We start from the raw sequence: 22891 nt of genomic DNA, 5'->3' as shown, positions 1-22891 counted from the left end.
GCTGGTGAAGCCCTTCAATGCTCCTATGTTGTGTTAAGTGTTGGCAGATATCTGGACCCCGCCCTAGCGGTCCGGAACTTGGACCCCGAACTTCCCCCTCCCCATAAGAAGTCCGGGGTTTTTTTTGCCTGCGATTTGGCTTACTCGGCCTCTTCGCTGCCCTTGTCCGCCAATTCCATCCAGTCGGCCAGCACCGTGTAGGCTTCTTCCAGGCCCATGCGCTTGGGCGCGGAGAACAGCTGGATGGTGATCGCGTCGCCCCAGCCTTTGCGAATTTCCGACTGCACTTTGAGCAGGGTATTTTTGGCCGCGCCGTAGGTGAGCTTGTCGGCCTTGGTCAACAGGATGTGCATCGGCATGCCGCTGGCGACCGCCCAATCGAGCATCAACAGGTCGAAGTCGGTCATCGGATGGCGGATGTCCATCATCAGGATCAGGCCTTTCAAACTCTCGCGGCTGCCCAGGTAGGCTTCCAAGTGGCGTTGCCAGTGTTGCTTGAGCGGGATCGGTACCTTGGCGTAGCCGTAGCCGGGCAGGTCGACCAAACGCCGTTCATCGTCTAGCTTGAAGAAGTTCAAGAGCTGCGTGCGACCCGGGGTTTTCGAGGTGCGTGCCAGGCTCGCATGGGTCAAGGTGTTCAGCGCGCTGGATTTGCCGGCATTGGAGCGCCCGGCAAAAGCCACTTCGAAGCCTTCGTCGTCTGGGCATTGATCGACTTTGGCGGCGCTGAGCATGAAGGTGGACTGTTGGCACAGGCCGAGGATGGGGTTCTTCAGTTGCATGGGATTTCCGATGTGGGCGGCGTCGGGAATGGACGCGGCAAGCTGTGTCGTTTCCGTTTCAGTGACGCCAGTATATAATGCCGCAGATTTTGTGTGCGCTTTGTCCCAGCGTAGGATGAAGTTCACGGGAGCGACCGACCGAAATTGCGCATTAGAACGCAGCTCGTTCCCAACCCTGAAAAGGTCGTTTTATGACGAAATGGCTGCTAGCTGCCGGTGTCTTGATGCCGCTTTACAGTGCTCAGGCTACACAGGATCCGGAAGCTGTGTACAACCGTGTTTGTGGTGCCTGTCATTCCGGCCAACTCCCCATGGCGCCCCGCAAGGGTGATCAGGAAGCTTGGACGCCGAGGTTGGCGAAAGGTATGGAGACGCTGGTGCAACACGTGACCCAGGGTTTCAAGGCGATGCCGCCGCGTGGTTTGTGCATGGACTGCAGTGCCGAGGATTACCGAGCCATCATCCAGTGGATGAGCGAGTGAACCCGGTCCATAACTCTTTAACCCTTAGCCGTAGTTGGATTAGCTGATGAACAAACTGATCGTGAGTCTGCTGTTGACCTTGGGGATATCCGGCGTAGCCCACGCCGCTGGCGATGCCGCTGCCGGTCAGGCGAAGGCGGCCGTATGCGGAGCCTGCCACGGCCCGGATGGCAATAGCATGGCGCCCAACTTTCCGAAACTGGCGGGCCAGGGCGAGCGTTACCTGAACAAGCAACTGCAAGACATCAAGTCCGGCAAGCGCACGGTGCTGGAAATGACCGGCCTGCTGACCAACCTGAGCGATCAGGACCTGGCGGATATCTCGGCGTATTTCGCCAGCCAGAAAGGCAGCGTCGGCGCCGCCGATCCGAAACTCGTGGCCCGGGGTGAAGCGCTGTTCCGTGGGGGTGACCTGGCCAAGGGCCTGCCATCCTGCACCGGTTGCCATTCGCCTGACGGCAAGGGCAACGCCGCGGCCGGCTTCCCTCACCTGGGCGGCCAGCATGCCCAGTACGTCGGCAAGCAACTGACCGACTTCCGCAAGGAAGAAGGCGGCCGGACCAATGATGGCGACACCAAGCCGATGCAGAGCATCGCCAAGAAGCTGAGCGACGAAGATATCGCGGCAGTCTCGAGCTACATCCAGGGCCTGCACTAAGGCTGTTGGGCGGGCGTTGCAAGGGGATACACCGCTTGCAACGTTAACGCTCGATTAATCTGTCGATGCGAGCATCAAAAGGGTGGCTTTGGCCGCCCTTTTTTGTGGCCGCTGCCGTTACACTAGAGAACTTGAACCCGCCACGGCCTGTCTTAGAAACAGGTCTCGCGAGGCCCCCTCATTGTCCAGGAGTAAAGCATGCGTAATCTGATCATCAGCGCCGCGCTCGTCGCCGCCAGCCTGTTCGGCGTGACTGCCCAAGCGGCTGAAAAGCCAGCCGCACCCTATGTCGAATTGACCAACCCCGTTCCGGTGGCGGCGCCTGGCAAGATCGAAGTCGTGGAGCTGTTCTGGTACGGCTGCCCGCATTGCTACGCTTTCGAGCCGGTCATCAACCCATGGGTCGAGAAGCTGCCGTCTGACGTTAACTTCGTGCGCATCCCTGCCATGTTCGGTGGCCCATGGGACGCCCACGGCCAGATGTTCCTGACCCTCGAAGCCATGGGCGTCGAGCACAAGGTTCACGCGGCGGTATTCAACGCGATCCAGAAAGAAGGCAAGAAGCTGGTCAAGAAAGATGAGATGGCGGACTTCCTCGCCACCCAGGGCGTCGATAAGGACAAGTTCCTCGCCACCTTCGATTCCTTCGCCATCCAGGGCCAGATCAAGAAGGCCCGCGAGCTGGCGAAGAAATACGAAATCACGGGCGTACCGACCATGATCGTCAACGGCAAGTATCGCTTTGATATCGGTTCTGCCGGTGGCGCAAATGAAGCGCTGCAACTGGCCGACCAGCTGATCGCCAAAGAGCGAGCGGCCACCAAGGCTGCTGCCAACTAAGCGCGGCCTCCGCCCATGGCCCGCTGGAGCACCGAACGCATCGTTGGCCTGCATGAACCGCAGGTCAACGAGCATCATGTCACGTCCACGGGCCTGCCTGGCGATAGCCGCTTGCGGCTGCTCAGCTTCAATATCCAGGTGGGCATCAGCACCGAGCGCTACCGGCATTACCTGACCCGCGGCTGGCAACATTTGCTGCCGCACACCGGGCGTGCCGGTAACCTGCAGAAAATCGGCGACCTGCTCAAGGACTTCGACCTGGTGGCGCTGCAAGAGGCCGACGGCGGGAGCTTGCGCTCAGGCTACGTCAATCAGGTGGAACACCTGGCCCAATTGGGCGCCTTTCCCTACTGGTACCAGCAACTCAATCGCAACCTTGGACGCCTCGGCCAGCACAGCAATGGTGTGTTGAGTCGCTTGCGCCCGTGGGCGATCGAAGACCATCCGCTGCCCGGGCCGAAGGGCCGCGGGGCGATCCTCGCGCGTTTCGGCGAAGGTCCCGAGGCGCTGGTCGTGGTCATGATGCACCTGGCGCTCGGGGCGCGTACCCGGACGATGCAGCTGGCGTACATTCGCGAGTTGATCGGCGGCTACAAACACCAGGTGCTGATGGGCGACATGAACACCCATGCCAGCGATTTGCTGCAGACGTCGCCCCTGCGCGATCTCGGTCTGCTTGCGCCACAACTGGAAGCGACATTCCCCAGCTGGCGCCCCCAGCGCTGCCTGGACCATATCCTGTTGAGCCCGACCCTGACCCTCGAACGCGTCGAGGTGCTGGCCCAACCCATTTCCGATCACCTGCCGGTCGCGGTAGAAATTCGTTTGCCTGGTTCGCTCACGGCCGATGCATTCCCCGCGCTGAGTCCTGCCCCTCGCGGATCCGATGAATGAGCGACGACGCCGAACGCTGGAGAGAGAAGTACCTCAAGAGTATCGAACAGCAGGAAAAGCTTGAGCGCCGTTGGGAAGCTCGGCTCGACTTGCTGCGTCGTGGCCTGGTGCGCAGCACCCTGGCCGCTGAGGGCACTGACAGGGCTGTCGATCAATGCATGAAAGAGATGCGCGAGGTGGTGCGCACCGATGACATGGATGCCGGCCTCGCCGCCCTGCTGCCGCGCCTGGAGAAAGCCGTCCTCGATTCCGAGCAGCGCCGCGAGACGCGGGTCGAGCAGACGAGCGCCGCGTTGACGGCCCTGGTTGCCCAGTTGCAGAGCCTGCCGCTGCCCAAGGAAGTCAGCCGGCCGCTGAAGAAGTTTGCCAAGCAAGTGGAGGATCGGGCCAGCCAGGCCCGGGAGATTCCGCTACTGCTCAGCGAATTGAGCGGCTTGCAAGGCAAGGCACTCAATGCCCTGGATGCCCCTGTCGAACCGAGTCGCCCCGGCCTGCTGCAACGGCTGTTTGGCGGCCAAGGCCATGAGGACGCGACGCCCCAGCCCCACGAGCCTGCCCAGGCCGGCGTGGCGCCTGCTTCAGAAACGGCCCTGCCCCTAGCCGTGGCGCCGGCAACGGACGCAAAATCTGTCGCACCAGCACCAGCACCAGCACCAGCACCAGCACCAGCACCAGCACCAGCACCAGCACCGCAGCCATCGGTCGCGGAGCAAGCACCCACGTTGGAGATGACGCCCGAACCGGTTGCCATGACTGCGCCGAAGATCGAGCCAGACCCGACGCCCGCTCCAACACCTGTAGCCGAAGTGGTTCAACCGATCAGCGAACCGGACGAAGCCACCGAGCCCACGCCGCTGCAAGCCTTGGTCGCGGACGAACCCCCGGTAGCGGCACCCCCGCTCGAGAATCCCGACGAACTGATGCCCGAGGAGCCTGCACAGGCCCTGCCCGATCCCTCGCTGCCCCCAGCGGAGCCCGCCGAGCCTCTGGAAGCCATCGATGGGGCTGACGCCCAGTACGCCCTGCCCGACTCGCCGGAGCCGTCGTACAGCTCGGTCGCCAAGCATATCGAAGACACGTTGTTGGGCCTGTTGGGCGACCTGACCTTGCCCGAGCGCCATCGGCCACAAGCCGAAGCCATGCGTGAGCGGTTGCGAAATGGCTTGAACTGGTACGAATTGCTGCCGATCCTCGATGATCTTGCGGTATTGATGTTGGCCATCACCGACACCGGCCAGCATGAGTTCGAAGCGTACCTGCAGCGCCTCAACGATCGGCTTGAGTCATTCCAGAGCAGCCTGCAGGCCGCCAGTGAAGACCACGCGGATAACCTGTCGGCTTCCCGGGAAATGGACACCCAGATTCGCGAACAGGTGGACGGCCTGCAAAGCAGCGTGCAACAAGCCGATGACCTGGAAGGCCTCAAGCAGGTGCTCGAGAATCATCTCGAAGGCTTGCTCGGCACGATGGACCAGCACCGCCAGCAACGTGATCAACGCGAGCAGGAAGTCTCGGCTCGCCTGAAAAGCCTGGCCGATCGCGTCGCGCTGATGGAGCAGGACGCCCAGGTCGTGCGGGAGAACCTCGAGGAGCAGCGGCAAAAAGCGTTGGTCGATCCGCTCACCGGGCTGCCGAACCGCGCCGCCTGGTCCGAACGTCTCGAGCATGAAGTCGTCCAGTGGCAACGGCACGGCAACAGCATGCTGCTGGCCATGCTCGATCTCGATCATTTCAAGCGCATCAATGATAACTACGGCCATCTGGCCGGTGACCGGGTGTTGAAACTGATCGCCTCGGTCCTGCGTAAACGCCTGCGTGGCGGCGATTTCATTGCGCGTTTTGGTGGCGAGGAATTTATCCTGTTGGTGCCCAATACGCCCCTGGCTGCCGGCGCCAAGCTGGCCGAAGCGCTGCGCCTGGCCGTTGAAGCCTGTCCGTTCCATTTCAAGGGCGAGCCGGTGACGGTGACGGTATCCATTGGCCTGACGGCCTTCAAGCCGGGCGAACACAGCGATTCGGTGCTTAAAAGAGCCGATCAGGCGCTTTACCGCGCGAAAAATGCCGGGCGTAACCGCATAGAATTGGGCTGAGGGGCTAATTGTTCCAATTTGTTTAATATCGCCGCGCGCACCGGATCATCGCGAGGCGATACGTTACACTGTTGCATTACTTCCAGCGTGTAATGCCTTCCGCCATGAAATTTTTTTCGCTCATTGCTGCTTTATTTATCCTGGCCGGCTGCACCAGCGGCCCGCGGCTCGACACCAGCCACCCTTCGGTCAACCATGACAACCGCATCCAATTCGTGGTGGTGCATTACACCTCGGCTTCCCAGGAACGCTCACTGGCCCTGCTGACCCATGGCGAAGTCAGTGCCCATTACCTGATCGGCGATGATAAAGACGCGACCATCTATAAGCTGGTGGATGAAGGTCGACGTGCCTGGCACGCCGGGGAAAGTGAATGGGAAGGCCGGACCTGGCTCAATTCCAGTTCGATCGGCATCGAAATCGTCAATCCGGGGTTTGTCGACACGCCCACCGGGCGCCTCTGGTACCCCTACAGCGAAGCCCAGGTCCAGGCCTTGACCGTCTTGCTCAAGGACATCATCCAGCGCAACGGGATCAACCCGCGCAGCATCATCGGCCACAGCGACATCGCGCCCCTGCGCAAGCTCGATCCGGGCCCGCTGTTCCCCTGGAAGCGCCTGGCACAAGCTGGCTTGGGGGTGTGGCCGGATGAGCAGGCCGTCGCCCGCCAGCAGGCCGTCTTCGCGCCACAGCTGCCACCTGCCAGTTGGTTCCAGGCCGAGCTGGCCCGCCTCGGTTACCCGACGCCCCAGACCGGCGAATGGGACGTGGCCACCCAGCATGTGCTGGCCGCCTTCCAGATGCACTACCGGCCGACCCGCTTCGATGGCACGCCGGACGCGCAAAGCGCGGCGATCCTGCAGGTGCTCAACCAGACAAAATAATGACGCCCGTCCGACTAATCGGGCCAAATCCAAATCAGAAGCTATAACTCATTGGTAACTTTCGGATTACCCATGATGACGGCTGCCCGCGAAACCCTGCAGAGCTGGCTCCATCGCCCCCTTTTCCTGGCGATGATGGCGGCTGCCCTGAGTACCGTCCTGCTGCTGGCGGGGAGTCTGTTTGTGGTCGTGCAGCAGATCCAGCAGCGTGAAAGCGACCAGATGAATGCTCAGGGCGAGCGCTTCCTGCAACGGCTGGAACAGCTTTTCGGGCAATTGCGTGAAAGCCTCGACGACCTGCAAAACCAGCCGCTGCGCGGATGCGACGATGACATGATCGCGACCTTGCGCGAGGTCAGCTTCAATTACCGTTTCGTTTATGAAGCGGTGTATATCGATGGCAGTGGTGTCTGTTCCAATCGCCCGCGCCAGACTGGCTTGTCGGTGACCCGCCCGCCCGACCTCCGAGGGCCGACCTACAATTACTGGCTCAATACCACCACCGAACCCAACGAAGACCGCGCGGCGTTAATGCTGGGGCGCGGCAATTTTCGAGTCGCCACCTCCCGCGGGCATTTGGCCGACGTGGTCGATCTGCCCCCGGGCAGCAGCCTGCTGGTGGTCCTGGACCACGGTGAACGAGCCATTCCCGTGTTGGGCACGGATCAACATTGGCCGCCCGCGGAGCCTTGGCCACCGAAAAGCCAGAATGCCCTGCAAGTGACGCCGACCCGGCTGATCTATCGGATGCCCACCGACAGCCCGGAATATCAACTGGTGCTGATCGCTCGGCGCAACGTTTTTGATATTCCGGCCAATGCCTGGTGGATGCTGCCCGTCAGCCTGGTGCTGGGCCTGGGGATTGGTTTCCAGGTGTTTCTGCTGGCGCGCCACCGCCAGTCCATGGATGCCGAACTGCACGGGGCCATCCGGCGCGGTGAGTTGCAGGTGCTGTACCAGCCGATTTTCGACTTGAGCAGCCGCAACTGCGTCGGTGCCGAAGCCTTGCTGCGCTGGCGACGACCGGACGGCACCCTGACCAGCCCGGACCTGTTTATCCCGATGGCCGAGAACACCGGGCAGATCCGCCAGATCACCGATTTCGTGCTGCAGCGGCTGTTCGATCAATTGGGCCAACTGTTGCGGGCCAATCCACAGTTGTACATCTCGGTAAACCTGGCGGCCTGCGATGTGATGGTGCCGCGTATTGGCGAAGTGATCGCCCGCCTGCTGGCGCTGCATCGGGTGTCGGCGCACCAGATTGCCTTCGAAGTGACCGAGCGTGGGTTGGTCGATGTGTTGGTCGCCCGGGATAACCTGCAATCGCTGCGCGACGTCGGGCATCAGGTGTTGATCGACGATTTCGGCACCGGTTATTGCAGCCTGGCCTACCTGCAAACCCTGCCGGTGGACTGCCTGAAAATCGACAAGGCCTTCATCGATGCCTTGGGCCACGATGCCGCCAGCAGCGGCGTGGCCCCGCACATCATTCGCATGGCCCACGCCCTGCAACTCAAGGTGATCGCCGAAGGCATCGAGCATGAAGCCCAGGCTTCCTATTTGAGCAGCGAAGGGGTGAAGTTCGGCCAGGGCTGGCTGTTCGCCCATGCCCTCAGCGCGGTGCAGCTCATTGAATTGATTACCCGTGGTCGGCGCCTGCGTGGACGCCGCCTCGATGACGAAGCCTGAGTCCGCTCAGGCCGTGAGCTCAGACCGCCAGCGCCATGTAGAACTGCGTGCCCTGCCCCGGCCTTGAATAAACGCCCATGCGCCCGCCGTGGAGCTGGACGATCTCCTTGCACAGCGCCAGGCCGAGGCCGGCGCCCCCTTTCTTGCGTCCGACCTGGACGAAAGGTTCGAAGATCCGTCCCTGCTGGCCGTAGGCAATGCCTTCACCGTTGTCTTCGACGCTGATGATCACCCGCTCGCCATGGCGCCGGGCCTGCAGGCGAATTTGGCCGTTTTCGCCGGTGTGACGCATGGCGTTGTCGATCAGGTTATCGAGCACGCGATCCAGTTGCGCAGCGTCGGCATGCAGTCGCGGGAGCGGGCCCTGGACCGCCACGAGCAGCTCGATACCCTTGGCTTGGGCCTGTTCGGCGAACCGCAGCCGGGCCGCTTCCAATAGCTCGTCGATGGAGCAAGGTGCCAGGGTCAGCTTCTGCAGGCCGTTCTGGTAGCGAGAGAAGTTCAGCAAGTCATTGATGAGCTGCATCAGCCGCTGCATTTCTTCGGTGACGGTGTTGAGCAGGTCGGCCTCGCGCGACTCCTCTGGAAAATGCAGGCGCTCCTGCAACAGGCCGAACGCCATGTGCATGCCCGTCACGGGCGTGCGCAGTTCATGGGAGGCACGCAAGACGAACTCGCTGCGCACCCGTTCGAAGGCGCGTTGTTCGGTCACGTCATGCAGCACCATGACCGCGCCGAGGATGTGGCCCTGGGTATGGCTGACTGGTGTGAGACTGTAGGTTAGCACCCGCGACTCGCCGTCGACTTCGATGCTCAGGTCTTCCGGCGCGCGCTCCAGGCTTCCACCGCGCAGGACCAGGTGCAATTCTTCATCCAGTTCAAGGCGCCCCAGCGCCTCGCCCAGTCCTTGCCCGAGGCGTTCCTCATCCCAGCCCAATTGACGCTGGGCCACCGGGTTGAGGTGCTCCAGCTGGCCTTGGCGGTCGATCATCAGCAAGCCGTCGTCGATGCTGTCGAGCACCGCTTGCAAACGTTGCTGGCCGGCGAGCAGCTCATCGACGTTGGTGGCCTGATGCTCACGCAGGGCCTCGGCCATGACCCCGAAACGACGGGTCAGGAGATTCAACTCAGCGGCCGAGGAAACGGGGAGCGTGACCTCGAAATTGCCTTGGCCAATGTCGTCCGCCGCTGCAGCCAGTGCCTCGATCGGCGCGCCGAAACGCTGGGCAATGCCATGGGCCGTGATAAACCCGATGATCAGCACCGCAAACCCCACCAACCCCAGCAGTCCGGAAATCCACATCGCGCGCTCACGGGTGCGGTCCTGGGTTTCACTGATGTTGGTCAGGGCCTGGCGATAACCTTCGATCAGTCCATTGCGCAGCACGTTGAATTTTTCGGTGAGGTCCTTGATGTTCGTGAGCTGGCTCGGCTGCTGGCGAGACGCGGTGAAGGCCTCAAGAAACTCCATGTAGTCGGCCTTGGCCCTGCTGAAGCTGACTGCCGCATCGTCCAGCCCCCGTTCGTGAGCGATGCCCTCGTCGATCAGCGCCAGGTATTGCTGCTTGGAGGCCTCCAGCGCCGCCAGGTCGGGCTTGTCGTCGAGCATGATCATCAACTGATCGCCGAGGGTCTGGCGCAGCTTGAGGCCCAGGTCCAGCAGGATGAAGTTGTCGCGTACCGATTGTTCCTGGGTATTGGCCATCTGCATCACGCTGACCAGGCCAAGCACCAATCCCAGCAAGGCCACGGTGATCAGGGCCGAGATGCTGAGAAACAGTCGTGTGCGCAGCTTCATCGCCAGTTTCATAAGGTGTCGCTCACAGGTTGTACTGCTTGCGTTTGCGATACAGCGTGGAAGCATCGATACCCAGGGTCTTGGCTGCCTGGTCGAGGGTGTCGGCCGTGGCCAGCACCGCGCCGATGTGGGCTTTTTCCAGTTCGTCGAGGCTCAGTGCGGCGCCGATGCGCGGCGCATTGTTGACCGGCTGCTCGGCCATGCCCAAGTGACTGATTTCGACTTTTTCCTGAGGGCAGATAATGCTGGCGCGCTCGACCACGTTGCGCAGTTCCCGGATGTTGCCCGGCCAGCGATAGCCTAGCAGCGCTTCGCGCGCTTCGTCGCTGAAGCCCCGGGCCGGGCGCGCGTATTCCTTGACGAAGCGGGCCAGGAAGCGGTCGGCCAGGGTCAGGATGTCTTCGGCGCGCTCACGCAGCGGCGGCAGGTGCAGGGTGATGACGTTCAGGCGATACAGCAGGTCTTCGCGAAAACGCCCGTCGCGCACCATGTCTTCGAGGTTGAGGTTGGTCGCGGCGAGAATCCGCACATCGGCGCGGCGGGTGACTGGGTCCCCTACCCGCTCGTATTCCTTGTCCTGGATGAAACGCAATAATTTTGGTTGCAACGTCAGGGGAAAATCGCCGATCTCGTCGAGAAACAGCGTGCCGCCGTCAGCCTGGTTGACGCGCCCCAACGTACTCTCGCTGGCGCCGGTGAAGGCCCCCCGGCTATGGCCGAACAATTCGCTTTCCATCAGTTCAGCGGTCAGTGACGGGCAATTGATGGTGACGCAGGATTTTTTCGCGCGTTTGCTCCAGGCATGGATCGCGCGGGCCAACTCGCCTTTACCGGTGCCGGACTCGCCGAGGATCAGGATGTTGGCATCGGTGCTGGCGACCTGGCGGGCGGTTTCCAGGACGACTTTCATCGCCGGGCTGTGGGAGTCGAGACCGTCCTTGGGCTTGCGCACCTCCCCTTCAAGGGCTTCTAGCCTTGCCGACAGTTGGCGTACTTCCAATTGCTTGGCGGTCGCCAGGCGCAATTGATCGGGGCTGCACGGCTTGACCAGGTAGTCGGCGGCCCCGGCCTGGATCGCGTCGACCGCGGTATCGACCGCCGAGTGGGCGGTGACGATGACCACGCGCATCCAGGGGGCCTGGATACGCATTTGCGCCAGCACATCCAGGCCGTTGTCTTCGCCCAGGCGCAGGTCGAGAAAACACAGGTCGAACACCTGGCGTTGCAGCAGTGCGTCGGCCTGTGCGGCGCTGTTGGCGGTAGCAACGCTATAGCCTTCGTCTTCCAGGCAGTATCGGAACGTACGCAGGATGGCGGACTCGTCGTCTACCAGCAGAATGCGGCCTTGATGCTCAGTGGCGGATTCCATTTTTCCTACGCTCCTTTAATGAATGATGTTGGTTAGTGTCAGAAAAATCGGGCAAGTTGCATGGTCGATTCTGAGGGGATATTACTCACCGAGAATGACCCTGTGGACGTGTGACTCCTAAAAGCCTGATTTGAGTTCCTTTTTTTATGAATCGTCTGGTTCAGACGGTTCGTATCGCTCATTCCGACAGCTGTGTCTGACAGCCAATTCAAAAACAATCTAACGTCTTTTCCGCCTGATTCGTGCAATACGCACGACCGGCGCTTGCGCCATCGTGCAGGATGCGCTCCCGGCACGTTGCATTTATTTACTAACTTATTGATTTTAAAGATTTTTACTTAACAAAAAATCCTGGCACGCAGGCTGCAATGCTCTGGTCAACGTGGCGTTCGCGCGCCTCAACCAGATCACCGCACCCGGGTGTGGAGGAATTCCAGGATGAATCGTCAAAGTGCCGCTCAATTGCGCCTCTCTTCCCTGCACATCCAGCAGGGCCTATGGGCTGCCTTGGCGCTGCTGGTCACCCTCGTAACGGGCCAGCAATGGTTGCTCTGGCACGAGCGTCAACAGCCAGAAGCGCCACAGGTGTCGATTCAGCGTGCTCCGCAAACCCATTTCAGCGCTGTCAGCAGCCTTGAAGAAGCGTCCGCTTCAATGCGCATGATGGATGTCGACCAGGCTCAGCCATTGAGCGCCATGCCGCGTGAAGAGCGCTGGGTGTTTTAACCCGATGAACCGGTCGTCCATTGCGCCGGAACCATCACCGCAAGACCTTCACTAAATAGAAAAGCGTAAGGAGAATCACCATGTTGAGCTGGGCAATTACCTTCCTGATCATTGCCATCATCGCCGCTGTACTGGGCTTCGGTGGTATCGCAGGCACCGCCACGGGCATCGCCAAGATTCTCTTTGTCGTGTTTCTGGTGATGTTCATTGCTTCCTTCTTCTTTGGCCGTCGTGGCCGAGGCTGACCATGAGCGTTTCATTTAAAGGACTGGCCGCCGCCCTGTTGCTGGGCGGCAGTGCCATGGCAATGGCTGCCAATGACGGACAGATGCGCGTCAACCAGTTGCTGGAGGCCGACCCGCAATACCGCGAGACCTGGCAGCACGTCGTTAAAAAAGAAGAGCGCCTGCCCGAATGGGTGATGAACCTGTCAGGCGATTCGCAGCAGATGAATGCTGTGGAGGAAGATGGCGACAAGTACCTGGTGGGACCGTTGTGCGAAACCCAGGCGACGTGTCGCAGCGCACGCCTGTTCGTCGCCTTCAGTTTCGACAAGGACGAGGCCTATGCCATGTTGGTGGAAGTCCCTGCGGGGCTGCCGGCCGACAAGTCCCCGACCCGTCATGCCAACTACCGGTTCCTCGGCAAGCCCGATGAAGGTATGCAGAAACTGTTAATGGAACAACTCAAGAAAGATCCGAACTGGTACTGATTCTGAAAAAGGGGAAAAGCAGCCCTGCTTTTCTCTGCTGCACAGCCCGAGGAGGGCCGGTGCATGACCAGGGGGCCGGGACGTTCTGACGGATGAGCGTCGGAGTGACCTACGGGCACAAGGGGTGCCTGCGAAAGGGCCGGGTCAGGTAAAAGCTGCGACGCAAGTTCGCAAAGCCATCACGGCTTGGCGAACTTGCGTAGAGCTTTATGTCGCCAGATACGCGCGCCAGAGCGGTTGGCTGATTGGGGCGCCGCAAGCCACCCGGCGATGCGGCATATTGTCTCCTCCCGCCGATTTATCCCCCTTTTCCTGACCGTATATCGGAGAATGCCGGCGCAATTTCTCCCATGGGCCGCGTCTCGATTCGCGGTTGTTTCATCGGTCCCCCACCGTTGCGAGAGAAAGCCCAGCTACGCTGAAATGGCCGTTTCACGGCACTTATGCCTGCATAAATGTCGTGTTCGAACGGCTTGGAAGGCGGGTTTCGTTTGCAAATCTTCATGCCGATTCGGCATAGGGTAGGCGTTTACGGCATTAGACGAGCCCCCCCTGCATCGCAATAGTTGCGCCTTTTTTTCGCCTGCCAGTAAGCCGCTAACGCGCTCGGGGTGACCTTATACGGGGGCAGGGGCGCGAATGTTTTTCGTCATCGACGATCTGTTCGCGCCACTGTCCGAGTCCAACTGAAGTAAGGGTAACGATATGAAGAAGGCACGACTAAGCCTCGCCTGGCAGATCCTCATCGGTCTGGTGCTGGGGATTGCAGTGGGCGCGCTGCTCAACCATTTCAGTGCCGAGAAGGCCTGGTGGATCAGCAATGTGCTGCAACCGGCGGGCGATATCTTTATCCGTCTGATCAAGATGATCGTGATCCCGATCGTGATTTCCTCGCTGATCGTCGGCATTGCCGGGGTCGGTGATGCCAAGAAGCTCGGGCGCATCGGTCTCAAGACCATCCTTTACTTCGAAATCGTCACCACCATCGCCATCGTCGTCGGCCTGCTGCTGGCCAACTTCTTCCAGCCGGGCAGCGGCATCGACATGAGCACCCTGGGTACCGTGGATATTTCCAAGTACCAGGCCACGGCGGCGGAAGTCCAGCATGAACACGCGTTCATCGAGACCATCCTCAACCTGATCCCGTCGAACATCTTTGCCGCCGTTGCCCGTGGCGAGATGCTGCCGATCATTTTCTTCTCCGTCTTGTTCGGCCTGGGTCTGTCCAGCCTGCAATCGGACCTGCGCGAGCCGCTGGTGAAGATGTTCCAGGGCGTGTCGGAAAGCATGTTCAAGGTCACCCACATGATCATGCAATACGCCCCGATCGGCGTGTTCGCCCTGATCGCGGTGACCGTCGCCAACTTCGGCTTCGCGTCGCTGCTGCCGCTGGCGAAACTGGTGATCCTGGTATACGTCGCCATCGCTTTCTTCGCCTTTGTGGTGATGGGCCTGATCGCCCGCCTGTTCGGCTTCTCGGTGCTCAAGCTGATGCGCATCTTCAAGGATGAGCTGGTGTTGGCCTACTCCACCGCCAGTTCCGAAACCGTGCTGCCGCGCGTGATCGAGAAGATGGAAGCCTACGGCGCACCGAAAGCCATCTGCAGCTTCGTGGTGCCCACCGGCTATTCGTTCAACCTCGACGGTTCGACCCTGTACCAGAGCATCGCGGCGATTTTCATCGCCCAGCTGTACGGCATCGACCTGTCCATCAGCCAGCAATTGCTGCTGGTGCTGACCTTGATGGTCACCTCCAAAGGCATCGCCGGTGTGCCGGGCGTGTCGTTCGTGGTGTTGCTGGCGACCCTGGGCAGCGTGGGCATTCCGTTGGAAGGCCTGGCCTTCATCGCCGGCGCCGACCGCATCATGGACATGGCCCGTACCGCGCTGAACGTCATCGGCAACGCCCTGGCCGTACTGGTCATCGCCCGCTGGGAAGGCATGTACGACGATGCCAAGGGCCAGCGCTACTGGAACTCCCTGCCGCACTGGCGCAGCAAAGAGCCGCTGCCGGCGGGGGAAACTTCCAGCCGTTGAGATCCATTGGGGGAGTTAGGGCCAGCAACAAAGTGCCTGAACAACCCCGCCATTGTGGGAGATCCTGTGGGAGCCGAGCTTGCTCGCGATGGCGGTGTGTCAGCCAACATCAATGCTGACTGATCCGACGCCATCGCGAGCAAGCTCGGCTCCCACAGGGTCTTCCACAGGGTGTTCGTTGATCATCTGCGCAGTGCCAAGCAAACCCCGGAGAAATCCGGGGTTTGTCGTTTCTGCCAGCCCCGCTATCATTCGCGGCATCTTCCGGGGGATTTAACTGATGCTCAATGGCCTGTGGCTTGGCTTCTTTATCGTGGCTGCCGTGTCGGCGCTGGCGCAGTGGTTGATCGGCGGCAACGCCGGGATCTTCGCGGCCATGGTGGAAAGCATTTTCGCCATGGCCAAGCTGTCGGTGGAGGTGATGGTCCTGCTGTTCGGCACCTTGACCCTGTGGCTGGGCTTCCTGCGCATCGCCGAAAAGGCCGGCATCGTCGACTGGCTGGCCAAGGCCCTCGGCCCGCTGTTCCTGCGCTTGATGCCGGAAGTGCCCGCCGGCCACCCGGCGATCGGCCTGATCACCCTCAACTTCGCCGCCAATGGCCTGGGCCTGGACAACGCCGCCACGCCCATCGGCCTCAAGGCCATGCGCGCCCTGCAAGATCTCAATCCCAGCCCAACCATCGCCAGCAACGCGCAGATCCTGTTCCTGGTGCTCAACGCCTCGTCGCTGACGCTGCTGCCGGTGACAATCTTCATGTACCGCGCCCAGCAAGGCGCGCCGGACCCGACCCTGGTGTTCCTGCCGATCCTGCTCGCCACCAGCGCCTCGACCCTGATGGGATTGCTGTCGGTGGCGTTCATGCAGCGCCTGCGCTTGTGGGACCCGGTGGTGCTGGCTTACCTGATTCCGGGAGCGTTGGTGCTGGGCGGTTTCATGGCGCTGCTGGCCACACTCTCGGCCACGGCACTGGCGGGGCTGTCGTCGATTCTCGGCAACCTGACGCTGTTTGGCCTGATCATCCTGTTCCTGGTGGTGGGCGCGCTGCGCAAGGTCAAGGTGTATGAAGCCTTCGTCGAAGGCGCGAAAGAAGGGTTCGACGTTGCCAAGAACCTGTTGCCGTACCTGGTGGCGATGCTCTGCGCCGTCGGCGTGCTGCGGGCTTCGGGGGCTTTGGATTTCGGCCTGGACGGCATCCGGCACCTGGTGCAGTGGGCCGGCCTGGACACGCGTTTCGTCGATGCCCTGCCGACCGCCATGGTCAAGCCGTTCTCCGGCAGCGCCGCCCGGGCCATGCTGATCGAGACCATGAAGACCTCCGGCGTGGACAGCTTCCCGGCCCTGGTGGCGGCGACCATCCAGGGCAGCACCGAGACCACGTTCTACGTGCTGGCGGTCTATTTCGGCGCCGTCGGTATCCAGCGGGCGCGCCACGCCGTGGGGTGTGCGCTGCTGGCGGAGTTGGCCGGGGTCGTGGCGGCCATCGGCGTTTGCTACTGGTTCTTCGGTTGACCTGAGTCGCCCGGCGGCCCCTAGGGTTGGGTCGGCGTTGCGAAACGCTGGCCTTGCTCCAATGTCCAGGCCACCACTTCGGCGGTCAGCCGGTCACCGGCGCGGCCGAAGCCGTCCACCACCGCCGGTACTTTCACATCGCTCAACGGCTGGCGCACTTCAAACCGGCGACTGGCCAGGATGCGCTGGTCGAACCCGCGCACCAGCAGCGCGTCCAGGCGAATCACCACGCTGGCCGCAGTGCCCTGGTATTCAGTCTGGAACGCCTGCAATTGCCCGCCCAGCTCCAGGTCCGCTTGCAGGTTGCTGTCGGCGACGCTTAACAACCTCACGCGTCCATCCTGGGCGAAGCCATCGAGCAGGCGGTTGCGCAACAGCACCGGGGCCGGGTCGCTCCAGCGCGAGGCGGCGTAGCTGCTGAACAGATTGCCCTGGGGGATCACCGCGATTTTCGGGCTGTTGAGCACTTCGCTGGCTTGCGGGCTGGCCAGGCGCAACGACCAGTTCACCGCCGTGCCCGCAGATGCCGGCGCCTGGGTGGCGGGCAGGCGATAGACGTCCGCCGGTTCGGTCTTGGGCAAAATCGAGCAGCCCGCCATCAGGATAAATCCTGCCAGCAACAGGCCAGGGCGCAGGAATCGATTGGACGGCTTCATGGCGTGAACTCCTTGTCCTTGTCATTGCCCAGCAAATAACCGCTGGGGTTGGCATCCAGCCGTCGGGAAATACCCCGCAAGGCACTCAGGGTCTCGCGCAGCTCACGCACGGCGGGCGCCAGGGCATTGAGGCCCTGCATGCCGTTATTCAACGAGTCGCGGTTGTCGTTCAGCAGTTTGTCGAAGGTTGCCGTGCTGCGGGCCAGAGATTGCATGGCTTGCCCGGCGCTGCCCATGACCTCTTTGCCTTGATCGTCCAGCAAGCCATTGGCGTTGCGCATCAACGCCGTGGTCTGCTCCAGCGTGGCGCTGGCCTGTTTGCCGATGGACGCCAGTTGCTGCATGGCCTGGCGAATATCGCCGCGCTGCTCGGCAATGACCCCGGTGGTTTGTTCCAGATGCTCGAGGGTCTTGCCCAGGCTTTGGACGTTGTCCGAGGAAAACACCTCATTGGCGTTGTGCAGCAGCAGGTTGATGCTGGTCATCAAGTCATCGCTGTTGTTGAGCAGGCGGGCAATAGGCGAGGGCGCAGCGATGATCACCGGCGGTTCGCCGTCGTGCCCGGTCAGCGCCGGGCTCTGGGGCGTGCCGCCACTGAGCTGGATAATCGAAGTGCCGGTGATGCCGGTCAGTGCCAGCTTGGCCTGGGTGTCTTGCTTGATCGGTGTTTCTGCGCTCAAGCGCACCCGCGCCAGCACCCGGCGTGGGTCGTTCGGGTCCAGGCGCAGGTTGACGACGTCGCCGACCTTGATCCCGCTGTACTCCACCGAGCTGCCCCGGGACAACCCGCTGACCGCCTCGTTGAACACCACTTCGTAATCCTTGAACTCGCTGTCCACGCTGGACTTGGCCAGCCATAGGCCAAACAGCAGGGCGCCGGCCACCACAATGACGGTGAACAGGCCGATCAGCACATGATGGGCTCGGGTTTCCATGTCAAACCTCGTTGGATTGTGTAGCGGCCGATAACGCCGCGCGGCCGCGAGGGCCATGGAAGTATTCGTGAATCCAGGCGTCGTCGGTTTCCGACACCTTGTCGATGACATCGGCCACCAGCACTTTTTTCTGCGCGAGCACCGCCACCCGGTCGGTGATGGTGTAGAGGGTGTCCAGGTCGTGGGTGACCAGGAACACGCTCAGGCCCAGGGCATCGCGCAGCGTCAGGATCAACTGGTCGAACGCCGCCGCCCCGATGGGGTCGAGGCCGGCGGTGGGTTCGTCGAGAAACAGGATGTCCGGGTCCAGGGCCAGCGCACGGGCCAGGGCGGCGCGCTTGATCATGCCGCCGGACAGCGAGGCGGGGTACTTGTCTGCGGCCGAGAGTGGCAGCCCGGCCAGCGCGAGTTTCACCGCTGCCAGGTGCTCGGCGTCGGCCCGGCTGAGCCCGGCGTGTTCGATCAGTGGCAGGGCGACGTTTTCTGTCACGGTCAGTGACGAAAACAGCGCGCCTTTCTGGAACAGCACGCCAAAGCGCCGTTCCACCCGCGAACGTTGCTCCGCAGGTAGGCTCGGCAAGTCCTGGCCGAACACCCGCACGGAACCCTCGCTGGGCCGGTTCAGGCCGACAATGCTGCGCAGCAGCACCGATTTGCCGCTGCCGGAGCCGCCGACCACGGCGAGAATCTCGCCCTTGTACACGTCCAGGTCGAGGTTTTCATGCACGCTCTGGCGGCCGAAGCGATTGCGCAGGCCGCGCACTTGAATCACCGCCTCGGTGGGCGGCCGCGGGGGTTGGCTCACCAGCTCATCTCCATGAAAAACAGCGCGGCCACGGCATCGAGCACAATCACCACGAAAATCGACTGCACCACGCTGGACGTGGTGTGAGCCCCGACCGATTCGGCACTGCCACTGACCTTGAAACCTTCCAGGCAGCCCACGGCGGCGATCAGGAAGGCAAAGATCGGCGCCTTGACCATCCCCACCAGGAAATGCTGCACGCCAATGTCCGACTGCAACAGCGACAGGAACATGGCCGGGGAAATACCCAGCGACAGGGCACACACGACACCGCCGCCGATAATGCCCGAGAGCATGGCCAGGAAGGTCAGCATCGGCAGCGCCACCAATAGCGCCAGCACCCGTGGCACCACCAGCAACTCCACCGGATCAAGGCCCAGGGTGCGGATCGCGTCGATTTCTTCGTTGGCCTTCATCGAGCCGATCTGCGCGGTGAACGCGCTGGCGGTGCGGCCCGCCATGAGAATCGCCGTGAGCAACACGCCGAATTCACGCAGGAACGAGAATGCCACCAGGTCCACGGTAAAGATGCTGGCGCCAAAGTCGGCCAGCACCGTCGCGCCGAGGAACGCCACCACCGCGCCGACCAGGAACGTCAGCAGGGCGACGATAGGAGCGGCGTCCAGGCCAGTCTGTTCGATGTGAACGACCATCGCTGTCATGCGCCAGCGCCTGGGGCGAAACAGGTTGCGGGCCAGGGTTTCGAGGATCAGGCCGACAAAACCCAGCAGTTGCAGGGTGTCTTGCCAGACTTTGTCCACGGCGCGGCCGATACGCGTCAGCAACTGTGTCATCACGCTGACGGGCTGCTCTTTCACCGGCACGCAGAAGTCCGTCAGCGAGCAATAGACCGTCTGCAACAGCGCCCGCTCGGCGGCCGGCAAGCTGCAATCGGGGTGCTCGGCGGTCTTGCCCAGCCGTTCGGAGCCCAGCAGTTCCACCAGCAACGAAGCCCCGGCGGTGTCGAGGGCGCCGAGGCCGTTGAGGTCGATCAGGGTGTTCTCGTCGTATTGGCCGCGCAAGGATTCGCTCAAGCGCTTGAGCTGCGCGTAGTGGGCCAGCGTCCAGTCGCCGCTGACCCATAGCTGCGCGGGGGCGCTAGACGTGTCCAGCCGGGCAGTGCCAGTGGGGGATCCGGGGGTCATAAGCTCCATGCTCGTTCGACTTGAACAGCGCTACCTAATAGCACGACCGCCGTTATTTTGCTTCGGGTGTGGCGGCGTTCACAGTGAAACGCAGCACACCGATCATCTGGCCATTTTCCGTCAGCACCCGCACTTGCCATTTGCCCGTCGGGTCTTGCGGGAAGTTCTGCTTGTGGGTCCAGGCGCGATAGCCTTCCTTGCGTCCGCCATGGATGTCCAGGGCGATGCGGTCGACTTCTTTGCCGTTGAACTGCCAGACGTGATAAATCCGCTCGTCGAGCCCTCGCGGCGCGTTGATGGCGGTGTAGGCGTACAGGCCGCTGCCGCGGATCTGGGCCGCACTGACCTCCTTGAGGCTGGCGCCCGGCGTGCGGTCCTCCAGTTGGGTGCTGATCGCCACTTCGGTCATCCACAGCGTGGCCGGTGGCACCCAGGAGCGCAGCACCCAGCCGGCGGCGCCAATCCCCAGGGTGATGCAGAGGATCGCCAAGGCGTTGCGTACAGTGCGGATCGGGAAGATCGAGGCCAGGCTGGGGAACGACAGCAGCATGGCAATGCCCAGCGCCAGCTTGAAGCTCTGGTCGGTGGTCAGGTGCAGGATGACCGGCAAAGAGGTGAGCAGGGCGGCGAACAGCGTCAGCGTGTGCAACGCCAGGAACGCCCAGCGCCGGGGCGCCAGCCATTTGTAGTACAGCGGGTCGGTGATCGAAATCAGCGCCGCGACCGTCAGCAGGCCGGTGAAAATCAACTGGCTGCTGTTCCAGGTGGTGGTGATGAAGAAAAACGGCAGGACGAAAAACAGGCTCTCCTGGTGAATCATCTGGGTGGCGTAGCGCAGCAGCGGCTGGGGGATTTCCCGTTTGAAAATCCGCGTGAACAGCCGGGTCATGCTGTTTTCGACCATCAGCCAGAGCCAGCTCACCAGCATCATGATGGCGATCCAGGTCGCCAAGCCCTGCTGGCGGTCCACCAGCATGAAACTGCCGACCCCGGAAATGAAACCACCGAGCGCGATGACCCCTGGATAGCGCTTCATCAGTTCAAGGAGGCGCTGGATGTAGAGAGTCAGGTTCTGCATTCGGTGGTTTCACAGTAAGTCGTAGGAAATATCCCTGACAGAGTATCGTCAGGACATCGATGTGACGAGTGCTCTGTGGCAAGTGGGATTTGCTGTGGGAGCAAAGCTTGCTCGCGAAACAAGCGCCTCGGTTTCTGAAAGACGCGCGTCGCGTCCATCGCGGGCAAGCCTTGCTCCCACACAGCAGACAGATGCCCTCGCCACAAATGTGTGCCGCCCCGAGATCATTCTTCGTTCGGTCGAGCCTTGCGTCGCACCTGCCACACCACCAACCCGAGCAACAGCACCCCCAGCAAACCGCCCAGCCCCCAGACGAGCTCATCGTCACTGAGCAACGGCTTCTCGATGCGCAGGTAACCCGGGTCCTTGAGCAGTTCGCGCAGGGCCACGTTGGCTTGTTCCAGGCTCACCCCCTGCAGGCGCAGGGCCGGGTTGGCGAAACGGCCGTCTTCATAATTGCCCAGGGCGCTCCAGTAGTAATCGGCCAGTGCGCTGTTGCCTTGAACCGCCCAGGACTGATGGGCAATGGCCGCGCGCTTGATGCGCACGAAATCGGCGGGGTCCAGGCCATCCTTGAGTAAGGTCTTGCGCAGTTCTTCCAGCGCCTGTTCGGCTTCGGGCAAGTCTTCGCGGGACAGGTCGGCGTTCAGGCTGAAGAAGCCGACGCCGCCGAGCACCTCGCGTTCGGTCCACGGCCCGTAGGACAGGCCATGGGCCAGGCGCAATTGGCGATAGAGCGCCCAGTCCAGGTAATCCTTGAGCAGGTCGAAGGTTTCGTCATGCTGCTCGTCCAGCACCGGTTCCGGGAACAGCCAATGAAGCTTGGCGCTGTCGCCGGCCAGGCCACGGATCAGGTTGCGCTTGGTGACCGCCTTGTAGCGGATCTGCGGCAACGCCTCGTGCGCGCTGGGCTCCACCGGCTCGAGTTCGCCAAAGGCACGTTCCAGATAGGCCGGCAGCAGTCGGTCGAGATCGCCGACCACGATCAGCGTCATGTTGTTCGGCGCATACCAGGCCTTGCGCACTTGTTCGAGGCGGGCGAGGGTATGGCGCTCGACCTCGGCCCGTTCCGCGCACCGCAGGCCCAACTCAACCGCCAACTGGTTGCTGGCCTTGTGGCCCAGGTCCTGGTGATCGAGCCAGCGTTGCAGGTGGGTGTAGTGGCCACCGTCCTCGCGTTCCACCACCCGCTTGGCTGCCTCCAGGGCTTTTTCATCGATGCGGGTGCGGGTCAACAGCGCCAGCAGCAGCTCCAGGACCTTGCGTTGATTGCGTGCCGGCGCCTCGATGACGAACGTGGTGTCGGCATTGCTGGTGAAGGCATTCCACTCGCCCCCCAAGGCCTGCATGCGCTCCTCCAGGCCGCCTTCACCGCTCTCATCGACGCCGCTGAACAGCAGGTGTTCAAGCAGGTGCGGCAGTTCCTTGTCGGCGCAACTGAAGTCGTCCAGGCCCACGCCGACCACCAGGCGGATCGCCACATGCCCGCGCTCGGTGCCGGGCTTGAGCAGCAGTTGCATGCCGTTGGGCAACATATAGCCTTCGACCTGGAACCGGTCCAGGGCGACCACGGGCAGTGAGCCGAGCAAAAGAAAGGCGAACAACAGACAACGCATAAGGGCTTCCTGGCGACTGAGTGGGGTCCATGGTGCCGGGCAGGCCGTCATCGGCGGATCGCCGCCCGGAGTCGGCTCGCTCCCCTATCGAATCTATGCGTTTTTCATGACAACGGGAGCAGGCGGGCCGGCGAACGCTTTCAGGCCCGAGCCATTGTTATTGACTGACATTGTTACTGACTGAC

The 22891-nt window shown here is 62.0% G+C and carries 21 protein-coding genes; 12 read left to right on the top strand and 9 right to left on the bottom strand.

The genetic code is table 11. The features are described from left to right. Positions 1–140 precede the first annotated feature (140 nt). On the bottom strand, positions 141–782 hold the full coding sequence (gene yihA, locus CFII68_RS21505; protein ID WP_003196227.1) for a ribosome biogenesis GTP-binding protein YihA/YsxC: 642 nt from the start codon (positions 780–782) through the stop codon (positions 141–143). Positions 783–973: 191 nt separating this feature from the next. Here yihA and CFII68_RS21510 point away from each other — a divergent pair, with 191 nt between their 5' ends. From CFII68_RS21510 to CFII68_RS21540, 7 genes are all read left to right on the top strand, one after another. Beyond that, complete coding sequence (locus CFII68_RS21510) at positions 974–1264, top strand: cytochrome c5 family protein (protein WP_003196231.1); 291 nt, start codon at positions 974–976, stop codon at positions 1262–1264. Positions 1265–1310: 46 nt separating this feature from the next. Further along, a complete protein-coding gene (locus CFII68_RS21515; protein ID WP_014335820.1) occupies positions 1311–1922 on the top strand; it encodes a cytochrome c in 612 nt (203 codons plus the stop codon). 198 nt (positions 1923–2120) lie between these two features. Next, entirely contained in the window at positions 2121–2762 is a 642-nt protein-coding gene (locus tag CFII68_RS21520) for a thiol:disulfide interchange protein DsbA/DsbL (protein WP_018602751.1), read from the top strand. A 15-nt stretch (positions 2763–2777) separates the two neighbouring features. Continuing rightward, the gene (locus CFII68_RS21525; RefSeq protein WP_018602750.1) at positions 2778–3656 is read left to right on the top strand and encodes an endonuclease/exonuclease/phosphatase family protein; all 879 of its coding nucleotides are present in this window, start codon (positions 2778–2780) and stop codon (positions 3654–3656) included. Further along, entirely contained in the window at positions 3653–5746 is a 2094-nt protein-coding gene (locus tag CFII68_RS21530; protein WP_018602749.1) for a GGDEF domain-containing protein, read from the top strand. The genes CFII68_RS21525 and CFII68_RS21530 overlap by 4 nt, the downstream gene beginning before the upstream one ends. Before the next feature lie 104 nt (positions 5747–5850). Then, a complete protein-coding gene (locus CFII68_RS21535) occupies positions 5851–6630 on the top strand; it encodes an N-acetylmuramoyl-L-alanine amidase (RefSeq protein ID WP_018602748.1) in 780 nt (259 codons plus the stop codon). Between the two features lie 75 nt (positions 6631–6705). Then, entirely contained in the window at positions 6706–8319 is a 1614-nt protein-coding gene (locus CFII68_RS21540) for an EAL domain-containing protein (RefSeq protein ID WP_018602746.1), read from the top strand. A 19-nt stretch (positions 8320–8338) separates the two neighbouring features. On the opposite strand, the gene CFII68_RS21545 is transcribed toward CFII68_RS21540, so the two are convergent. Both CFII68_RS21545 and algB read right to left on the bottom strand, forming a co-directional pair. Next, positions 8339–10129, bottom strand: coding sequence for an ATP-binding protein (locus CFII68_RS21545; protein ID WP_018602744.1), 1791 nt, complete (start codon positions 10127–10129; stop codon positions 8339–8341). Between the two features lie 10 nt (positions 10130–10139). Next, positions 10140–11486, bottom strand: a complete 1347-nt coding sequence (gene algB / locus CFII68_RS21550) for a sigma-54-dependent response regulator transcription factor AlgB (protein ID WP_018602742.1) — start codon at positions 11484–11486, stop codon at positions 10140–10142. 438 nt (positions 11487–11924) lie between these two features. Between algB and CFII68_RS21555 the strand changes: the two genes are divergently transcribed. The 5 genes from CFII68_RS21555 to CFII68_RS21575 all read left to right on the top strand — a co-directional run bounded on the left by CFII68_RS21555 (position 11925) and on the right by CFII68_RS21575 (position 16471). Further along, a complete protein-coding gene (locus CFII68_RS21555; protein ID WP_018602740.1) occupies positions 11925–12212 on the top strand; it encodes a hypothetical protein in 288 nt (95 codons plus the stop codon). An 80-nt stretch (positions 12213–12292) separates the two neighbouring features. After that, on the top strand, positions 12293–12457 hold the full coding sequence (locus CFII68_RS26470; protein WP_003177151.1) for a DUF1328 domain-containing protein: 165 nt from the start codon (positions 12293–12295) through the stop codon (positions 12455–12457). A 2-nt stretch (positions 12458–12459) separates the two neighbouring features. Continuing rightward, on the top strand, positions 12460–12924 hold the full coding sequence (locus CFII68_RS21565; RefSeq protein WP_018602710.1) for an inhibitor of vertebrate lysozyme family protein: 465 nt from the start codon (positions 12460–12462) through the stop codon (positions 12922–12924). A gap of 705 nt (positions 12925–13629) precedes the next feature. After that, positions 13630–14961: a glutamate/aspartate:proton symporter GltP gene (gltP, locus tag CFII68_RS21570; RefSeq protein ID WP_018602708.1), complete on the top strand. Its 1332-nt coding sequence runs from the start codon at positions 13630–13632 to the stop codon at positions 14959–14961. Between the two features lie 280 nt (positions 14962–15241). Continuing rightward, positions 15242–16471: a nucleoside recognition domain-containing protein gene (locus tag CFII68_RS21575; protein ID WP_018602706.1), complete on the top strand. Its 1230-nt coding sequence runs from the start codon at positions 15242–15244 to the stop codon at positions 16469–16471. Between the two features lie 20 nt (positions 16472–16491). Here the strand turns inward: CFII68_RS21575 and CFII68_RS21580 are convergent, their stop codons facing one another. From CFII68_RS21580 to CFII68_RS21605, 6 genes are all read right to left on the bottom strand, one after another. Beyond that, positions 16492–17127, bottom strand: a complete 636-nt coding sequence (locus CFII68_RS21580; protein WP_018602704.1) for an ABC-type transport auxiliary lipoprotein family protein — start codon at positions 17125–17127, stop codon at positions 16492–16494. Further along, positions 17124–18062 (bottom strand): MlaD family protein, encoded by a 939-nt coding sequence (locus CFII68_RS21585; RefSeq protein WP_018602701.1) that lies wholly within the window; start codon positions 18060–18062, stop codon positions 17124–17126. Before CFII68_RS21585 ends, CFII68_RS21580 begins: the two co-directional genes overlap by 4 nt. 1 nt (position 18063) lies before the next feature. Continuing rightward, the gene (locus CFII68_RS21590) at positions 18064–18867 is read right to left on the bottom strand and encodes an ABC transporter ATP-binding protein (RefSeq protein ID WP_018602699.1); all 804 of its coding nucleotides are present in this window, start codon (positions 18865–18867) and stop codon (positions 18064–18066) included. Beyond that, positions 18864–20012: an ABC transporter permease gene (locus tag CFII68_RS21595; RefSeq protein ID WP_018602697.1), complete on the bottom strand. Its 1149-nt coding sequence runs from the start codon at positions 20010–20012 to the stop codon at positions 18864–18866. Before CFII68_RS21595 ends, CFII68_RS21590 begins: the two co-directional genes overlap by 4 nt. A gap of 52 nt (positions 20013–20064) precedes the next feature. Then, positions 20065–21090 carry a DUF5924 family protein gene (locus CFII68_RS21600; protein ID WP_018602695.1) on the bottom strand — a complete coding sequence of 342 codons (1026 nt, stop codon included), beginning with the start codon at positions 21088–21090 and terminating at the stop codon, positions 20065–20067. 224 nt (positions 21091–21314) lie between these two features. Continuing rightward, positions 21315–22706: a pitrilysin family protein gene (locus tag CFII68_RS21605; protein ID WP_018602693.1), complete on the bottom strand. Its 1392-nt coding sequence runs from the start codon at positions 22704–22706 to the stop codon at positions 21315–21317. Between the last annotated feature and the right edge of the window lie 185 nt (positions 22707–22891).

It is taken from the genome of Pseudomonas sp. CFII68, from assembly GCF_000416195.1.
GTDB lineage: Bacteria > Pseudomonadota > Gammaproteobacteria > Pseudomonadales > Pseudomonadaceae > Aquipseudomonas > Aquipseudomonas kilonensis.
This window is presented reverse-complemented; position numbering and strand designations above follow the sequence as displayed.

Excerpts from the sequence above, each read along its gene's own strand:
- yihA (WP_003196227.1), bottom strand. The coding sequence starts at position 782 with ATGCAACTGAAGAACCCCATCCTCGGCCTGTGCCAACAGTCCACCTTC.
- CFII68_RS21510 (WP_003196231.1), top strand. The coding sequence starts at position 974 with ATGACGAAATGGCTGCTAGCTGCCGGTGTCTTGATGCCGCTTTACAGT.
- CFII68_RS21515 (WP_014335820.1), top strand. The coding sequence starts at position 1,311 with ATGAACAAACTGATCGTGAGTCTGCTGTTGACCTTGGGGATATCCGGC.
- CFII68_RS21520 (WP_018602751.1), top strand. The coding sequence starts at position 2,121 with ATGCGTAATCTGATCATCAGCGCCGCGCTCGTCGCCGCCAGCCTGTTC.
- CFII68_RS21525 (WP_018602750.1), top strand. The coding sequence starts at position 2,778 with ATGGCCCGCTGGAGCACCGAACGCATCGTTGGCCTGCATGAACCGCAG.
- CFII68_RS21530 (WP_018602749.1), top strand. The coding sequence starts at position 3,653 with ATGAGCGACGACGCCGAACGCTGGAGAGAGAAGTACCTCAAGAGTATC.
- CFII68_RS21535 (WP_018602748.1), top strand. The coding sequence starts at position 5,851 with ATGAAATTTTTTTCGCTCATTGCTGCTTTATTTATCCTGGCCGGCTGC.
- CFII68_RS21540 (WP_018602746.1), top strand. The coding sequence starts at position 6,706 with ATGACGGCTGCCCGCGAAACCCTGCAGAGCTGGCTCCATCGCCCCCTT.
- CFII68_RS21545 (WP_018602744.1), bottom strand. The coding sequence starts at position 10,129 with ATGAAACTGGCGATGAAGCTGCGCACACGACTGTTTCTCAGCATCTCG.
- algB (WP_018602742.1), bottom strand. The coding sequence starts at position 11,486 with ATGGAATCCGCCACTGAGCATCAAGGCCGCATTCTGCTGGTAGACGAC.
- CFII68_RS21555 (WP_018602740.1), top strand. The coding sequence starts at position 11,925 with ATGAATCGTCAAAGTGCCGCTCAATTGCGCCTCTCTTCCCTGCACATC.
- CFII68_RS26470 (WP_003177151.1), top strand. The coding sequence starts at position 12,293 with ATGTTGAGCTGGGCAATTACCTTCCTGATCATTGCCATCATCGCCGCT.
- CFII68_RS21565 (WP_018602710.1), top strand. The coding sequence starts at position 12,460 with ATGAGCGTTTCATTTAAAGGACTGGCCGCCGCCCTGTTGCTGGGCGGC.
- gltP (WP_018602708.1), top strand. The coding sequence starts at position 13,630 with ATGAAGAAGGCACGACTAAGCCTCGCCTGGCAGATCCTCATCGGTCTG.
- CFII68_RS21575 (WP_018602706.1), top strand. The coding sequence starts at position 15,242 with ATGCTCAATGGCCTGTGGCTTGGCTTCTTTATCGTGGCTGCCGTGTCG.
- CFII68_RS21580 (WP_018602704.1), bottom strand. The coding sequence starts at position 17,127 with ATGAAGCCGTCCAATCGATTCCTGCGCCCTGGCCTGTTGCTGGCAGGA.
- CFII68_RS21585 (WP_018602701.1), bottom strand. The coding sequence starts at position 18,062 with ATGGAAACCCGAGCCCATCATGTGCTGATCGGCCTGTTCACCGTCATT.
- CFII68_RS21595 (WP_018602697.1), bottom strand. The coding sequence starts at position 20,012 with ATGACCCCCGGATCCCCCACTGGCACTGCCCGGCTGGACACGTCTAGC.
- CFII68_RS21600 (WP_018602695.1), bottom strand. The coding sequence starts at position 21,090 with ATGCAGAACCTGACTCTCTACATCCAGCGCCTCCTTGAACTGATGAAG.
- CFII68_RS21605 (WP_018602693.1), bottom strand. The coding sequence starts at position 22,706 with ATGCGTTGTCTGTTGTTCGCCTTTCTTTTGCTCGGCTCACTGCCCGTG.